The sequence below is a fragment of the Patescibacteria group bacterium genome, from assembly GCA_030583705.1.
GTDB lineage: Bacteria > Patescibacteriota > Patescibacteriia > Patescibacteriales > Patescibacteriaceae > Patescibacterium.
The window spans coordinates 764,164-779,016 of sequence record CP129471.1; the positions used below are offsets into that span (position 1 = coordinate 764,164).

Consider the following 14,853-nt stretch of genomic DNA (forward strand, 5'->3'; position numbering starts at 1 on the left):
AACTGTTATAATTGTATTTTATTTTTCTTTATGATCTGAGTCTTTTACTGAACTATCTTTATTTTTACTTGAAACATCAAAAATCGCAAACTCACGTTTAGCTTGGACAGCCAGCCCGATCATGGAGATGACAAAAGCTAGGCCAGTAACAATTAAAAACCAGCGCGGAGAAGAAGCATATCGGTTATCTAGCCAACGACCTAGAAAAACTCCGGCTAAAAGCGGCAGAAAAACCCAACCAGATAAACGGCTGAAGATACGTAAGGCTTCTTGCCATAAAGAATTATCCTGAGAAGAGCTCATAGCGAAAAAAATAAAAACAAGGAAATGATCCTTGGGAAAGAAAGTCCTCTTGGGCTTCCCTGATTAATTTTACTTGATTTACGGTAAAAGTCAATGATTTTACTGTGTATAAAGAGATAATATGAAAAAAAGAGAAAAAGTAGGGAAAGAAACAAAGAAAGAGATAAATAAAAAAACTTCTTCTATTGACAAATTATATTATGTGTGATATAATTAAAGGTTATCTATGTTATCTATTTCTAATTATAATACGAATTTAAACTGTTTCCATTTCGAGAAATAGTTGTTAAAAACCCCCTACACCCCAAACAATCTCCTAGCATTCTCTGTGGTGGCTTGGGCTATACTCTCTTCGGAGACTCCCCTTATTTGGGCCATTCTCTCAGCTACTCTCTTAACCAATACAGGCTCATTGCGTTTACCCCTATGAGGTTCAGGAGTCATATAAGGCGCATCTGTTTCAATCATCATCTTATCCAAGGGTACTTTACGAATCAAATCATCCCAGCGTTGGCTAAAAGTAATCAGTCCAGTAAAGGAGATTATTAAACCAGCATTAAAGTAATTCCAGGCGGTATTCTCGTCAGCAGAAAAACAATGCACCACACCCCAAGGCTTGTCTTTGGGTAATCTTTCTCTAAAATCCGCCCTGAACTTTTCTATTATTTTCCAAAGATCATCATGTGCTTGGCGACAATGGATAATTACCGGGAGATTATAGTTCAAAGCCAACTCCAGTTGTTGTCTAAAAACTTTTTGTTGTAATTCTTTTCTTTGTTCAATATTATCCTCATCCCCATGCCAAGCATAATCCAAGCCAATCTCCCCAATAGCCACCGTCTTGGGCATATCGGCCAGTACTTGATACATGTCCAGACTAAAAACTTCCGCCGGTATGGTTTCTCCATCTTCTCCTTGAAACGAAAAAAGCGAAGTCGGGTGTAAACCCACAGCAGCGTAAACACCAGACTCAAAACGATTAGCTAATTCCAAAGCTTTCTTAGAGCTTTTATAATCCAACCCAATAATATTCATCCAAGTAGCTTCGGCTAAGGCTCGGCGAATTACTTCATCCGCATCATTGGAAAAAGCTTTAGAATTTAGGTGACAATGAGTATCAAAAAACATGAGAGTATAATTTCTAAATGATAAAAACGTTAATTAAATAAAACCTTTAACTTTCTTAAATAATTCAGGCAACATGGGAGCAATAATCTTAGAAAAGCCCACCAAAAAACCAACAATCGCCGAGGTCTCTATCCATTGCCCGAAAGCAGTATTCTCCGGCACATACCTCCCAATAACAAACAAAATTAAACCGCAAACAATAGCGCCCTCTAAGAAGCCAAAAGCCGCTCCTAAAAGACGATTAAAACTCTTAAGAAAAGGCAAGACCGCAGCCACATTAAAAGCTCCTTCAATAATGGCAAAGATCCAGCCCACTAACATGCTGGCCAGTGTAAAGCAAAGGATAAAGCTCAGGATCTTGCCAATGTGTTCCTGCCAAATCCACCATTGAGAAAACCAACTAAAAACTGTTAGATAATAATTGGCAGCCAACCAAGCACCGGCAATAATACCCAAAAGAGCGCCTACCGCTCTAATTAATCCTACGGAAAAACCGTAAAAGATAAAGCCAGCTAAAATAATAATTAAAACAACGTCCAAAATAGGCATATATTTAGATGTTTAAATTAAAAATAAATAAAATAATAAATAAAATGAATAAATGACTTAATGAATAACCAACCGATTAAATTAAAAACATCATTGCTTTAAAAACCAAAAAATTATAATTCATCCTTGCGTTCTCTAACGTATTTGGTCCACTGTTCAGCTACTTCAATTAGAATCTTTAATGGTGCTTCAATGATAAAGTCAAGGATAAAGGCAAAAACGTTTAAGCGAGCAAATTTACCGGATAACCATTTACCGGTCGCTACCACTGGTACCGAGAAAAAGTCCACCAAAAACCGAATAAAGTTTTCTTTGGGCGGAACAACAATCCACTCTTTAGCTGTGCGACGAATACGAATGATAAAGAAGCTTACAAAAGCCAAAAAGAAAACAAAGATTATAATACTTACCCAACTAAATTGGATGGAGTCAAGAATCCAGATTACTCCACCAAAGGTAATAAAAAAGGTTACGGTATAAATTAAACCAAAGATCACATTAATTACCGGATGACGTCCGACCGGCTTACGCAAAGTAATGGGCTCTTGTTTACGCTTTTTCATAAAAACAATTTCTTCTATACCAGCTAAAATTCTATCGGTATTTTCCTTGCCAGGTAATCTGGTTATGGCAATAGCAAAGAAAAGCAAGGCGGCCGGAAAAGCGATATTAATAAGCAAAGATAAAGCATTGGTGTGTTGTCCGAAAAACTCGGTTGCCGGTACTTCTAAAAGAACCACAAAGACCGATTTAGTTAATAAAATATAAATAATACTCCGCACAGCCGCTCGCCAAAGCTTACGCTTAGCTTGAGTATACCTTTTATTACAAGCCTTACGAACCAAATGAGCAAAAGAAGCGGGATCAGCCGCTAAAGCATCATAGACCGCGACCGGATCTTCTCTAGCCACGTCTTCCAAAATACGAAAATAAACAGTGTAAGAAGAAACAACTCGTTTTAATTGCGCAGATAAAGGATGCTCCAGCTGATCATCAACGGCCTTTTTCATAGTCGCTAAATTTTTGGCGATTTTTTTTAACTCTGTCGGCGAAGGTTCATCCCATTCTTCGTTAAAATAACGCATCAAAACCAAAGATAACATATCTTCGTCCAAACGACCAAAAACTCTGCTAATAGCCAGATAAAGTTGAATCGGTAAGTCTCTTTCATAAGGCAAGCTAACAGGTAGCTCAACTCTTTTTTCCAATAACTTAAACATAACGGTGGTAACGGTTTTAACCACCTGATCAGGCTCAACTTTTTCCTCTATCTCAGAAGCAGCTAGACCCAAAAGCCAGTTAGTTAAATCAGAACGACTATCTAGAGTATTATACGAATTCTTAGCGGAAAAGAAATTAAAGCGTCCTGTTGAATCAGACAAAAAAATCTTTTTTAAAGCTACATATTTTTGGATCAAAATAGAAACTTCCTCAGTCATGGTTTCTGGTAAAGTATTGTTTGGCAGATAACCGGCCCGAATAAGTTCTGTTAAAAGATGTTCAGCAATTAGTTTAGTGTCATTGGGCTTAACTAACCGCAAACTACCCTCAATAACCAATTGTCTTTTTAAGATACGAAAGATCGCATCTTTGCGTAAAAGATGTTCTTCGGTGTAATGAACGGCGTTACGAATTTTTTCATAATAAAAAGAGATCTTAGAGATCATATCCGAAACTTGTATTTTCGGTATATTTTCATTAGTCTCTTCTCTAGGATTTTTAGCCAAATATAAAGCCCTGAACAATTTTTTTGCTCCAGGGGTAATTTCGGAAACCGCCGATTTTTGTTGCGTTGAATGAAGGGGCATATAACTTTTAACTTACCTAATTACCTTAACTTTACCCTTAATACGGTTATTTTTCAAGTGTCCAGCCTTTTGGAGTAAGTTTAAGTCTTCCAGCTATACTAAAGCCCGAAGCTTTGGTATGACCGCCGCCGCCAAAGAGCTTAGCTAAAGCCGAGACATCAACATCGTCTCTGGTGGTACGTAAACTACCCCGGACGAAACCATCTTCTTCGTGTAAGACCAAAACAGCGGCAAACTCAGGAGAAGAAGTAATAAAACCAGCCAAACCTGAAATAGCTTCATGATCAGCACCCGTCTCTTTCATGTCTTCTTCGGTAATTACCGTAAAAGCCAGATTATAAAGAGGGTTAACACTTAGACGAGCTAAAGCCAGGCCCCAAAGACGCAAATCCGGTAAAGATTTAGTGCGCCAAGTATTGTCCATAATTTTAAAAACATTGGCACCCCGTGAAAGCATCTGGGAAGCAGCGAACATGGTTTGTCGGCTGGTAGCCGGATAAATAAAACCACCGGTATCAGTAACCAGACCAGTTAAAAGACAACGAGCTAAGGGAGGGGAAGGAACATAGCCGGCAGCTTTAATTATCTGCTCAAGAATTTCAGTGGTGGAAGCAGCCAGGGGATCACGTAGGACAAAATCACTTAAACCCTCCTCAGAAGTATGATGATCTATTTCCATAAAAAACTGTCCGTCCAAACGCGCGTTTATCTCCTCTAATAAATTTGTTCTTTTAACACTACCACAATCCAAACTAACAATTAGATCATAATTAGCGAGTTTTAATAGACTTTTATCCGTAATAATTTCGGAAAAATAAGGCAAGAAAGAAAAGTGATCTGGTAGGGGTCCAGCACAATAGGCGGTATATTTAATGCCCTTATCTTTTAATAAACCAATAGTAAAACATAAAGAACCCAAAGCATCACCATCCGGATTAAGGTGAGTAACCAATAAGACATTTTTAGCCTTAAGAAGAAGTTCAAAGGCTCGTTGATATAAAAAAAGATCAAGCTTAATATCTTGCGAATTATTCATTAGAGTTATTGACTTATTATTAATCATCCGTCTTTTTAGTCTCTTGGTTTTCTATGCCTCCCAACTCGCTATTTTCCGTACTTCCCTTCTTTTTATCTTGTTCACTTTCTTCAACCTCTTTAAAAACTTTATCAAGCTCAGAAGCGCGACTAGCGGTGGAATCAATTAGCCAGTTAATTTTAGGTAAGCGCTTAAAAACTAAACGACGACGCAGGCTTTCGGAAAGTTGTCCGGTTTTTTGTCTTAGTTCGGTTAAAACCGTACCATTGTATTTTTCCGGTAAAACAGAAACTCTAACATTAGCCCAACGCAAATCCGGCGTACAAACAACGCTAATAACCGTTACTAAAGCTTTAGGGAAAATCGCCTGTCGAGCTAGAGCTAAAGAAAGCTCCCGCTGCATGGCGGAATTTACTTGATCAAGACGAGACATGAAATTAAAAATAAATTATTGTACCTTTCTGGTAATCTTTTTTTCTTCGTAATAAACCAGAATATCATCCACTTCTACCGGAACCTTACCTTCATAAAGCACACCACATTCGCTACCGGCTTCCACCTGATCCACGTCTATTTTACCACTTTGCAAAGTCGGAGCCTGACCTTGGCCGATCATTTCCTTATTACGCATAAGTTCAACAAAAGCACCTGGTTTTAAAAGGCCGTCCAAAACCTTACCCCCGATAATCTGTTTACCAGACTCTGTCCTGAAAATTTGCAGTACCTTAAGTCTACCTAAATCAATACGTTCTACTTCTGGCTTAACCAATTCTTGAATCTCTTTTTTAACATCACTAATTAAGTCGTAAATTATTTTATAAAGTTTAACCGCCACTTGCTTGTCTCTAGCTAGAATTTCAGCCTTAGGAGAAAGCTTGACGTTAAAACCGATCACTCGGCAACTACCAGCCTCAGCTCTTTCAATATCTCCTTCGGCAATATTACCAAGTCCTTTACTAACAATCTTTAAACGAACTCCTTGGCTGTCTATCTTAGATAAGGAGTTTTCAATAGCTTCACCAGAACCCAAAGTGTCACTCTTAATTATAAAATTAATGGCTTCACCGGTTTCTTCTTTTTCTTCTTCATTACCGGTATTAACCGCCGCAACGGTCTTTTCCAACTTGTATTGCTTAAGCCCTTTTTGTCCGACACCTACTTCCAAGATGTCTCCCACTGAAGGTACCATTTTAAGGCCGATTAGTTTAGCCGGAGAACCAGGTAAAGCTTTATCTATCATGGCTCCGGTGTGATCTTTTAAGGCTCTTACTTTACCGGCAGCAAAACCGTTAAAAATAATACTATCCCCTACGGACAGGGTGCCGTTTTGTACCAGTACGGTAGCGGTTGGACCTTCGCTTTTGTCCAAACGAGATTCAATAACAGTACCCAAAGCTGAAACTTTGGGATTGGCTTTAAGGGTTTCCGCTTGCACTTCAGCTACTAAAAGAATCATATCTAAAAGATCGTTAACTCCCTCACCGTTTAAAGCAGACAAAGGCACACAAACTATTTTACCACCCCAGTCTTCGGGAATGATATTTAATTTAGAAGACAATTCTTGTTTGGTTTTATCTAAATTAGCTTCGCTTTTATCTATTTTGTTAATAGCTACTAAAAAGGGAAGTTTAGCGGCTTCAATAATACGATAAGCTTCAACGGTTTGCGGTTTAACTCCATCATCGGCGGCTACCACTAAAACGGCAATGTCCGCCACTTTGGCTCCACGGTTACGCATGGCTGTAAAAGCCTCGTGTCCGGGAGTGTCAATAAAAGTAATGGGCTGATCTTTATGAATAATTTGGTAGGCACCAATGTGTTGGGTAATACCACCGGCTTCGGAAGCTGTAACATTACTATGACGAATGGTGTCCAATAATTTGGTTTTTCCGTGATCAACATGACCCATGATAACTATCACTGGTGCACGAGAAACAACATCCAGATTTTCGCCTTCTCCAACTAAGCTGGCTTTAATTTTTTCCTGGGCAGATTCATTAAGATCTTGTCCAATAGCTTCTTCTTCACCCAAAGCCTCAACTTCCACACCCAGATCCGCACCAATAACCGAAGCGGTGTCAAAATCTATCTTTTCGTTTAAAGAAGCAAAGATGTTATTTTTCATTAGCTCGGCCAAAATCTTGTTAATTGGTAATTTAACCAAAGCAGCAAAATCTTTAACCGTAATAAAGGGCGGTACAGTGATACTAGTAACTTCGGGTGGAGCAGTTAACTTAACTTTTTCTTCTGGCGCACGACGACTGGCTAAACGCCTAGATAAAACACTCCAACTCCTGATTATTTTATTAGCAGTATGGTTATCTATCTTAATGGCTTTTTGCCCAATATCAAAACCAAGCTTCGGTAAGTTATCCCGAAGCTCTTGGGGAGGGATCTTTAAAATACGCGCTAACTCTGATATATTCATGAAAGAAATTAAAATATTACTTAAGATTATTTAATATTACAACAATTTTTTGGAAAAGTCAATGATTGACTTACCAATCAACCTAATATATTATAATTAGATAGGTCGGGATATCAAAGCCTCAGGTATATCTTAAGTGATACACCGAGTAGGTTAGCTTAAATAGCAAATAAGTATAATTCGGGCGGTTAGCATCTAGCCGCTTCATAAAAGATGAGTTTTTGTCCGTCTTGAAGACCAAAAGAACAAGACTTAAAGACAAAGACTGAATAAATCGAAATAATAAAGCTCAACCTTGGAGCCGCCGTTGACGGCTCCTCCCGATTCTTTCTTTAAAAATCAAACCTTAAAAATGGAAAAAATTAATGTTCCGTACAGTGGATTCAAATTACTCATGGATCTTACGGAATATAAAGATCCATTTGAGTTAAGGGAAATAATTTCCGAGGCAGAATCAAGTTACACAATCGCCTCAATAAAAAAAAGATCTGGGGGAATAAGAAAATTATCAATCCCATCAGATGATTTAAAAGAATTCCAAGGAAGATTCTTAAGAATGTTCTTAAGAAGAATTGAAAAAAGAGGACTGTTGGATGAAGATTTAACCGCCGGTAAAAGCAAGGGGCCAATAGTAAATGCTCATATACATAATTTTTTATACATGGGCAATGTAATTAAGATTGACCTTAAAGATGCCTATACTTCGGTCAAAGACTCGGTAATAATAGATGCCCTAAGAAGCATCTTGGTAAACGAGGTAAATGAATGTCGAGAACTAGCGAAAAAAAGAGCTGAGAAAAGAATTTCATTCAAAAACTATCCAAGACCCCCTATACTCTCCAATAGAAAGGTGCCGTGGTTTAGATGGCTTATCAGACAAGAAGGTAAAGAGTATTTGATCAATACATATATAGAAGACTTCTTATCCGAGTTAAAACCTCTAATTACCAACGAGGGTTGTTTACCACAAGGTCCACCCACTTCTCCTTTTTTAATGGCTCTGGTACTTACCCATCTTAATGTTATCAATGACATAAAAAGATTCCTTTCTGAGAATACAAAAGGCAAATGCCTTGTAACAATATATGCTGATGACATTGTTATATCATCAAGTAGCGACCAACGAGACAAGATAAATGAGATAATAGAAATTATTGAGTCAAACGGAATCCTAAAAGTTAATAAGGAAAAAACAAGGGTATACTCCAAAAAAAGAGGGGGTGCCCTAATAACTGGTTTAAGAGTCAGTGAACAAAATGTCTCCGGAGAAAAGCTTTCTTCTTTGATTAACACTATGAAGAAAAAATCTGTCAGGAAAAAAGCTAGACAAAATCTTGAGCAAAATAAATCTTTTAAAGTTAGTTCAGTTGGCTTTCCCAAAAAAATCATAAAAAAAGTCAGAGGAATAATCAACAGGGCAATTTATGATAAAACTCTTACCAACACAGCAAAAGGCTATATCAGTTTAGCCCGAGGAGTTTATAAAAATCAGACTATGCCCAACCAACTGAAAAAAGTCATTTCAAAATTTGAAAACAATAAAGCCACCTCTTAATAACCAAATAAGGAGGTGGCTATTTTTATAACAAAATAAAAAAGAGTTACCCGAGAGCAACTCTTTATAATCAATGCTATTGTTGAATTATCATTCATCGTAAAAACAACTTAACGCTTCGTTATGTTTTTTGTATTCTGCCGGATTTGAAGCTATCCAAAGATCTTTTACTATTTTAATCCTTTTATCTAATTTTTCTAAGATAATCCACTTAATTAAAAGCCCCAATACAGCTATTGTGAAACTTATAGATGTAATTTGAAAAAACAATTGTGAATCTTGCATACTAGAGCTGGGTAAAAAAAATGAAATAAGGCAAATAGTAAAGGCTACCCATGAAACAATGGTAAATGGTAAAGTCTTTCTAAAATAATCTTGCCTAATAGTTTCAATCCACCAAAGATACTCTGTAGTTTTCATTCTTAGTTTCCTTTTTAAGTTTTATACAAAAATTTGTTTAAAGAACAATACTTTATATTCTTGCATAATTTGTAAGTATTGTCAAGGACAAAAATGTTATCTGCTCTTTTTCTTATAACTAATCATCTTTATATTAATATTACAAAAAATGATCAATAATTAGGAATAGGCCAAAAGACAACTTAACTGGAGCAACACTTGCATTTAATCATATAATCACATATAATCACATATATAACCTATATTAGTAAATTTATGAAAAACATTACTCAAAAGTTTGATCTCAGGATCAAGAACCCCGAGCCACACATCGTTACTCTCTTGGCAGAGATCGATGGTATTAGAGGTGAGTTTAAGTCAGGTTTGCGAATGACTCCGCAAGCCATTACTAGTTTAAAGCGCTCGGTGATTATTACTTCTGCCGGTTCGTCCACTCGTATAGAGGGTGCAAAACTAACGGATAAACAGGTTGAGAAAGTCATGCAGGGACTTTCAGTCTCAAAATTTTCCGATCGTGATTCACAAGAGGTTCAGGGCTATCTTGAAGTACTTCAAAATGTGTTCGACAGCTTTCAGACCTTGCCACTTCGGGAAAGTATGATCACCTCACTTCATAATCAGCTTCTTAAATACTCCCGCAAAGACGACACACATCGTGGCGGTTACAAAAAGAAAGAGAACACTGTTGGTGTACTTGGGCCTGATGGTCAAGTCACCAAGATAATTTTCGAGACCACCCCCGCCTTTCTTACTGGAAAAGAAATGGGGGAGCTTATTGATTGGACAACGGATGCTTTTGAGAAGAACCGTTTCCATCCTTTGCTTCTTATCGCAAATTTTATAATTGAGTTTCTAAAAATCCACCCCTTTGAAGACGGCAATGGGCGTCTTTCACGTGTACTTACAAATCTTTTACTACTCCAATCCGGCTATCAGTTTGTGCAATATGTCTCGCACGAACAAATTATAGAACGTCGCAAAGATGAATACTATTTGGCACTTCGCAAATCTCAAGAAACATTTAAGACCAAACACGATACCATCGTGCCATGGCTTAATTTCTTTTTGTCAGTCGTAAAAGAGCAAGCAACAAAGACTCTCTCATATCTACAAGACGAGAAAGTCGAAGATACTCTATCTCCCAAGCAATACCAGGTCTGGAAATATCTCTCCAGTGTAGGTGAGGCCGCTCCAGGTGAGATTGCAAAAACTACCGGGATCATAACTGTTACGGTCAGTCAAGCACTAGAAAGATTAATCGAGCTTAGACTAATTAAACGGATCGGACGTGGTCGTGGAACACGGTATGTGAAATTATAATACTCCCACAAAAACAAAAATAAGAATTTATCCTAAATTATTGAGCTGCTTCATAGATTGCTCTAATCTCAATCTCAGATAAAATACTGTCATAAATCTGAATATCATCTATCCTACCCTGAAACATTCTTTGTGTTCCATCAACCGTACCTATGTAAGCTGGAACATAACCTCCGCTGTAGGTTGAAGCTATACCATCAAATCTAATAGTTCCATTTAAATAAATTTTCATTTCTTTGGTAATTAGATGAGAAGTAATTGCAATATGTTGCCATTGATTAGCAAAAACTGTTGATGGTCCGGTAGATAAATAAGAAGCTCCAGTATGAAAGAAAAATGCCCCACTTTGAACTGCCGGATACCTAAAAGTGTTAGAAGGATTATATTGCCCACCCACAATATTTCTTAAAGAAGCTACATCTGTCGGGTAAATCCAGGCAGTTAAGGTTACCTCAGTTAGGGTGGGAGCTTGAGCTCCTCCGTGTAAATAATCGTTAGTACCATTAAAAGAAGCTGCGTAATTACCCACCTTGCCCTGACCATACCTTGGGCCTGAGCCGTACCATAATTTAGTATTACCTCCCACTGTACCAAGGCTTGTTATGCTAGCTGTTTGTTCCTCAAAATTAAACCAATGAATGGGCTTAAAGTTTCCTCTAGCAGACTGAAGATATGGTCCGTCTTGACTAAGATAAGTAAATAAAGCATATTCTCCTCCCCCAGAAGCATAACCATATTCCTCGGAATAACCACTACCACCAGACCAAGCTGTTGATGGAACACTGGAAAGATAAATATTGTCATTACTGTCTATAAGGGGTTCTCCTACTGTTAAAGATGAAGGGTATTCATTATTGTTAGCATAATAAAGCTCAAGAGAAGTAGACAAAGAACGAAGATTAGCAAGCCTTTTACTATCCTCGGCTTTAAAGCGACTGCCAGAAAGAGAGATTATAGCTAAGGTAGCTATAATACCAATAATGGCAATAGTTACCAATAACTCTATTAAAGTAAATCCCGCCCGAACTTGGCGAGACTTGGAATTAAGTAAAAACATAATTAAAGCTAATATTCTTAAACCGTTTCACTACTAGTAACCGGACCTGTTTGTTGTCCGCTCTTCTTTGCGGCTTCATGTGCTAACTTAATAATTAAATCTCTTATATGATCAGGATGAGGAACTTGTTCAAAATAAAGCTTGTTCATTTGTCCAGCAGACTGGACTGTAACATCACCGTAACGGAACATGGTTTCCATTATACCATGTGTGTCGGTTGAGACATCTTGTACTCTGGATAAATACTGTTCAGAAACCGTTCTGGAAAAAAAACCGTTTTGTTTAACATCAATTATTCTCTGATCAGTGATAAACCAAACATCAAGAATATAGTCTATAATCATAAAGAATAAAAAGAGCCAGATAAAAAGCAGATAAGCGCTAATGGCCAAAAGGATAGCTGGCCAAAGCCAAACATGGTTCATAATGCTCGGAAAAAGATTAATCATCATGTAAACTAAAACCGCCGGTAAAGCTACCAGTATAAAAAACAAACCAACCTTCTTTAAGGCAATAATAGGGTCCCGATGAACAATCATCTTAACCTCCTCTTCGGGTAAAACATGGGCTATACGATAAAGTTTTAACATAAACTAGAAATTTGAAAAATCAGGAGGAGCGGTGTCTATAAAACCACCAAAAGGTGAGACTATCATGCCCCAATCTACATTCATAAGATAAACAAATGTCAGGTTAAAGATAATACCAGCACCAATTAAATAAATAGTTACCAAAATAGTCCCTGAACCAACACGTCCATACCTCATTAAATGATAAAACCCGATCAGGCTAGCAATAGCCCAAATCAGGACAAAAAAGAGATAAACAAATAATAAATAAGATAGAGAGAAAGTCATGTCTTTATTATAATATATGAGGGTTTTTTAGGCAATAAGTGTTTAGATTATAAAATTATGAACCATTATTCTTGTAAAGAATAGCTTACAGTAGTAATGAACGGAAAGGGTCTTTTTACTATTAGGAACCTTCTTGTTTATACGGCCGAATAAGCTCATCAATAACTGTATGTTTGGAAATAATAGCCAAACTTGATTCCGGATAATTTTTACGCCAGGCTTGAGGGATACTCGCTTTGGCTCTGTCCCATTTGCACTCAAAAAGCTTATATTCCTCACCAGCTCTATACTCTTCAACATAATCAATTTCCTGACCACTCTTGGTTCTCCAAAAATAATTCTTATAAGAAATATCGCTATACATTTTTTCTTTCATTTTTTCAGCAATAAAAAAGTTTTCTAATAACACACCACTATCGTTTCGTAATTCGAACGGATTATAATTATCAATTAGAGTATTTCGTATACCAACATCATAAAAATATATTTTTTTAAGCTTAGTAACCTCACTGTATTTATTAGTGGCAAGTGGCGAAAGTGTAAAGATGATAAAGGCCTGTTCAAGTAGGCGAATATAAGATTCTATTGTTACACTACTTACTGAGAGTTCTTTAGCAAGCTTAAAATATGAAACTTCATTACCTATTTGCAAAGCAAGTAAGCGAAGTAGCTTTGACAGCAGTTCTGGTTTACGTACTCCCTGGTAGCTCAATAAATCACGATACAGATAATCACTGGCGATTTCAGAAATAATTGCACGTGCCCGCTTAGGTTGTGCAACAAGTTCAGGGTAACTTCCATATATCAATCGTTCAGTTAACCGATCACGTAACTCGTGTAGAGAAAAAGTGTTAGCTAGTTCTTTGATTGAAAGTGGAAAAAGATAATATTTTATGTTTCGTCCAGTTAAGGGTTCATTAATCGTATTAGCTAACTCAAAGGAGCTTGAACCAGTGGCAATAATTTGAATATCCGGATAATTATCAGCTAGAATTTTTAAGGTTAAGCCGATATTTTCCACTCTCTGTGCTTCATCCAAAATAAATAGATTTCCCTCACCAAGATACTGACGCAAGGCCTCGGCTGACTTTGGAGCTAAGCTCTGCGCAACCGCTGGATTATCGCACGACAAATAAACCCCGTTATGTTTTTTAAGGATTTCCCTGCATAACGTAGTTTTTCCCACTTGTCTGGGGCCATAGATAATAATAACCTTGCCAAAAAAGAGGTTTTTTAATATTGGTTCTAGATTTTTTCGTTGAAAAATAAGGGTATTATGCATAAATTTAAGTTTTTTAATTATACTATAAATTATAGTATCATTTTTTTAATTATAATGCAAATACTGAGAAAATATCAACTAATTTAATCATTTATATCTAGAATTAATTATCGTCCTCCTTTTCCTTAAAATGTTCATAGGCTCTGGGGGTTACTTGTCTGCCTCTCGGGGTTCTTTCCAGAAAACCTAGACGGATAAGGTATGGTTCATATACTTCTTCAATGGTGGCTATATCTTCCCCAATAGCTGCGGCAATCGTGGAAAGTCCCACCGGTCCACCTGAGAAATTATCCATAATGGTTTTAAGTATTTTTCTATCTAACTTATCCAACCCAACTTCATCAACCTCTAAAAGTGCCATAGCTTCTTCAGATAGACTCTCGGTAATCTTCCCCTCACCCTTAACCTCACAATAATCCCTAACTCTTCTTAAAAGACGATTAGCAATTCTCGGGGTACGCCTTGAACGATTAGCCAACAATTTCCCGGACTGATTCTCCAGTCCCACACCTAAAATTCTGGCGCTCCTTTCCAGTATTTTTTCCAAATCTTCAACTTCATAAAAATCCAGATGATAAGTCATACCAAAACGATCTCGCAAGGGTGAGGATAAAAGACTGGCCTTGGTAGTTGCCCCGATAATCGTAAAACGAGGTAGATCAAGTCTAAGCATCTTAGCTGAAGGACCTTTACCGATTACAATATCTAAGGCATAATCTTCCATCGCCGGATAAAGCACTTCTTCAATTAATCTCGGTAAGCGATGTATCTCATCAATAAAAAGAATATCTCCTGGCTGGAGGTTGGTTAAAATGGCAGCTAAATCTCCAGCTTTTTCCAAAGCCGGTCCTGAAGTAACTCTAATTTGCGCACCTAACTCTTTAGCTACAATATGAGCCAAAGTTGTCTTACCCAAACCGGGAGGACCATATAAAAGAACATGATCTATGGGCTCACCCCGAGCCTTAGCTGCTTTAATTAAAATTTCCAAATTAGCTTTAACTCTTTCTTGTCCAACATAATCTTCCAAACTACGCGGACGCAAACCCACCTCAGCCGAGGCTTCGTCGTTCTCTGTCGTTAAACGAGGGTCAATGGGTTTAGACATAG

Annotated in this window: 15 protein-coding genes; 2 read left to right on the plus strand and 13 right to left on the minus strand. The window is 37.4% G+C overall.

All coding sequences use genetic code 11. From position 1 onward, the window contains the following. Positions 1–18: 18 nt before the first annotated feature. The 7 genes from QY321_03765 to infB all read right to left on the minus strand — a co-directional run bounded on the left by QY321_03765 (position 19) and on the right by infB (position 7,252). Positions 19–303: an AtpZ/AtpI family protein gene (locus tag QY321_03765; protein WKZ24705.1), complete on the minus strand. Its 285-nt coding sequence runs from the start codon at positions 301–303 to the stop codon at positions 19–21. A gap of 297 nt (positions 304–600) precedes the next feature. Beyond that, positions 601–1,431 (minus strand): TatD family hydrolase, encoded by an 831-nt coding sequence (locus QY321_03770; GenBank protein ID WKZ24706.1) that lies wholly within the window; start codon positions 1,429–1,431, stop codon positions 601–603. Between the two features lie 33 nt (positions 1,432–1,464). Then, positions 1,465–1,980, minus strand: a complete 516-nt coding sequence (locus QY321_03775; protein ID WKZ24707.1) for a CvpA family protein — start codon at positions 1,978–1,980, stop codon at positions 1,465–1,467. Positions 1,981–2,093: 113 nt separating this feature from the next. Then, entirely contained in the window at positions 2,094–3,788 is a 1,695-nt protein-coding gene (locus QY321_03780) for a hypothetical protein (protein ID WKZ24708.1), read from the minus strand. Between the two features lie 46 nt (positions 3,789–3,834). After that, positions 3,835–4,824: a bifunctional oligoribonuclease/PAP phosphatase NrnA gene (locus QY321_03785; protein ID WKZ24709.1), complete on the minus strand. Its 990-nt coding sequence runs from the start codon at positions 4,822–4,824 to the stop codon at positions 3,835–3,837. Between the two features lie 19 nt (positions 4,825–4,843). Then, the gene (locus QY321_03790) at positions 4,844–5,257 is read right to left on the minus strand and encodes a ribosome-binding factor A (protein ID WKZ24710.1); all 414 of its coding nucleotides are present in this window, start codon (positions 5,255–5,257) and stop codon (positions 4,844–4,846) included. A gap of 15 nt (positions 5,258–5,272) precedes the next feature. Continuing rightward, a complete protein-coding gene (infB, locus tag QY321_03795) occupies positions 5,273–7,252 on the minus strand; it encodes a translation initiation factor IF-2 (protein WKZ24711.1) in 1,980 nt (659 codons plus the stop codon). Between the two features lie 352 nt (positions 7,253–7,604). Between infB and QY321_03800 the strand changes: the two genes are divergently transcribed. Further along, positions 7,605–8,807: a reverse transcriptase domain-containing protein gene (locus QY321_03800; protein ID WKZ24712.1), complete on the plus strand. Its 1,203-nt coding sequence runs from the start codon at positions 7,605–7,607 to the stop codon at positions 8,805–8,807. Positions 8,808–8,897: 90 nt separating this feature from the next. On the opposite strand, the gene QY321_03805 is transcribed toward QY321_03800, so the two are convergent. Then, positions 8,898–9,227: a hypothetical protein gene (locus QY321_03805; GenBank protein WKZ24713.1), complete on the minus strand. Its 330-nt coding sequence runs from the start codon at positions 9,225–9,227 to the stop codon at positions 8,898–8,900. A 255-nt stretch (positions 9,228–9,482) separates the two neighbouring features. Between QY321_03805 and QY321_03810 the strand changes: the two genes are divergently transcribed. Next, the gene (locus QY321_03810) at positions 9,483–10,547 is read left to right on the plus strand and encodes a Fic family protein (protein ID WKZ24714.1); all 1,065 of its coding nucleotides are present in this window, start codon (positions 9,483–9,485) and stop codon (positions 10,545–10,547) included. 37 nt (positions 10,548–10,584) lie between these two features. Here QY321_03810 and QY321_03815 read toward each other — a convergent pair whose 3' ends face one another. The 5 genes from QY321_03815 to ruvB all read right to left on the minus strand — a co-directional run bounded on the left by QY321_03815 (position 10,585) and on the right by ruvB (position 14,851). Continuing rightward, entirely contained in the window at positions 10,585–11,604 is a 1,020-nt protein-coding gene (locus tag QY321_03815; protein WKZ24715.1) for a prepilin-type N-terminal cleavage/methylation domain-containing protein, read from the minus strand. Positions 11,605–11,621: 17 nt separating this feature from the next. Continuing rightward, positions 11,622–12,194, minus strand: a complete 573-nt coding sequence (locus QY321_03820) for a PH domain-containing protein (GenBank protein WKZ24716.1) — start codon at positions 12,192–12,194, stop codon at positions 11,622–11,624. Between the two features lie 3 nt (positions 12,195–12,197). Then, positions 12,198–12,461 (minus strand): hypothetical protein, encoded by a 264-nt coding sequence (locus QY321_03825; GenBank protein ID WKZ24717.1) that lies wholly within the window; start codon positions 12,459–12,461, stop codon positions 12,198–12,200. Positions 12,462–12,582: 121 nt separating this feature from the next. Next, complete coding sequence (locus QY321_03830) at positions 12,583–13,743, minus strand: ATP-binding protein (GenBank protein WKZ24718.1); 1,161 nt, start codon at positions 13,741–13,743, stop codon at positions 12,583–12,585. A 103-nt stretch (positions 13,744–13,846) separates the two neighbouring features. Next, positions 13,847–14,851, minus strand: a complete 1,005-nt coding sequence (gene ruvB / locus QY321_03835) for a Holliday junction branch migration DNA helicase RuvB (protein ID WKZ24719.1) — start codon at positions 14,849–14,851, stop codon at positions 13,847–13,849. Positions 14,852–14,853 lie beyond the last annotated feature (2 nt).

Bases quoted from the DNA above. Each gene is read 5' to 3' on its own strand.
- infB (WKZ24711.1), bottom strand. From the start codon at position 7,252: ATGAATATATCAGAGTTAGCGCGTATTTTAAAGATCCCTCCCCAAGAG.
- QY321_03815 (WKZ24715.1), bottom strand. From the start codon at position 11,604: ATGTTTTTACTTAATTCCAAGTCTCGCCAAGTTCGGGCGGGATTTACT.
- QY321_03825 (WKZ24717.1), bottom strand. From the start codon at position 12,461: ATGACTTTCTCTCTATCTTATTTATTATTTGTTTATCTCTTTTTTGTC.
- QY321_03800 (WKZ24712.1), top strand. From the start codon at position 7,605: ATGGAAAAAATTAATGTTCCGTACAGTGGATTCAAATTACTCATGGAT.
- QY321_03810 (WKZ24714.1), top strand. From the start codon at position 9,483: ATGAAAAACATTACTCAAAAGTTTGATCTCAGGATCAAGAACCCCGAG.
- QY321_03775 (WKZ24707.1), bottom strand. From the start codon at position 1,980: ATGCCTATTTTGGACGTTGTTTTAATTATTATTTTAGCTGGCTTTATC.
- QY321_03830 (WKZ24718.1), bottom strand. From the start codon at position 13,743: ATGCATAATACCCTTATTTTTCAACGAAAAAATCTAGAACCAATATTA.
- QY321_03820 (WKZ24716.1), bottom strand. From the start codon at position 12,194: ATGTTAAAACTTTATCGTATAGCCCATGTTTTACCCGAAGAGGAGGTT.
- QY321_03765 (WKZ24705.1), bottom strand. From the start codon at position 303: ATGAGCTCTTCTCAGGATAATTCTTTATGGCAAGAAGCCTTACGTATC.
- ruvB (WKZ24719.1), bottom strand. From the start codon at position 14,851: ATGTCTAAACCCATTGACCCTCGTTTAACGACAGAGAACGACGAAGCC.
- QY321_03805 (WKZ24713.1), bottom strand. From the start codon at position 9,227: ATGAAAACTACAGAGTATCTTTGGTGGATTGAAACTATTAGGCAAGAT.
- QY321_03785 (WKZ24709.1), bottom strand. From the start codon at position 4,824: ATGAATAATTCGCAAGATATTAAGCTTGATCTTTTTTTATATCAACGA.
- QY321_03780 (WKZ24708.1), bottom strand. From the start codon at position 3,788: ATGCCCCTTCATTCAACGCAACAAAAATCGGCGGTTTCCGAAATTACC.
- QY321_03790 (WKZ24710.1), bottom strand. From the start codon at position 5,257: ATGTCTCGTCTTGATCAAGTAAATTCCGCCATGCAGCGGGAGCTTTCT.
- QY321_03770 (WKZ24706.1), bottom strand. From the start codon at position 1,431: ATGTTTTTTGATACTCATTGTCACCTAAATTCTAAAGCTTTTTCCAAT.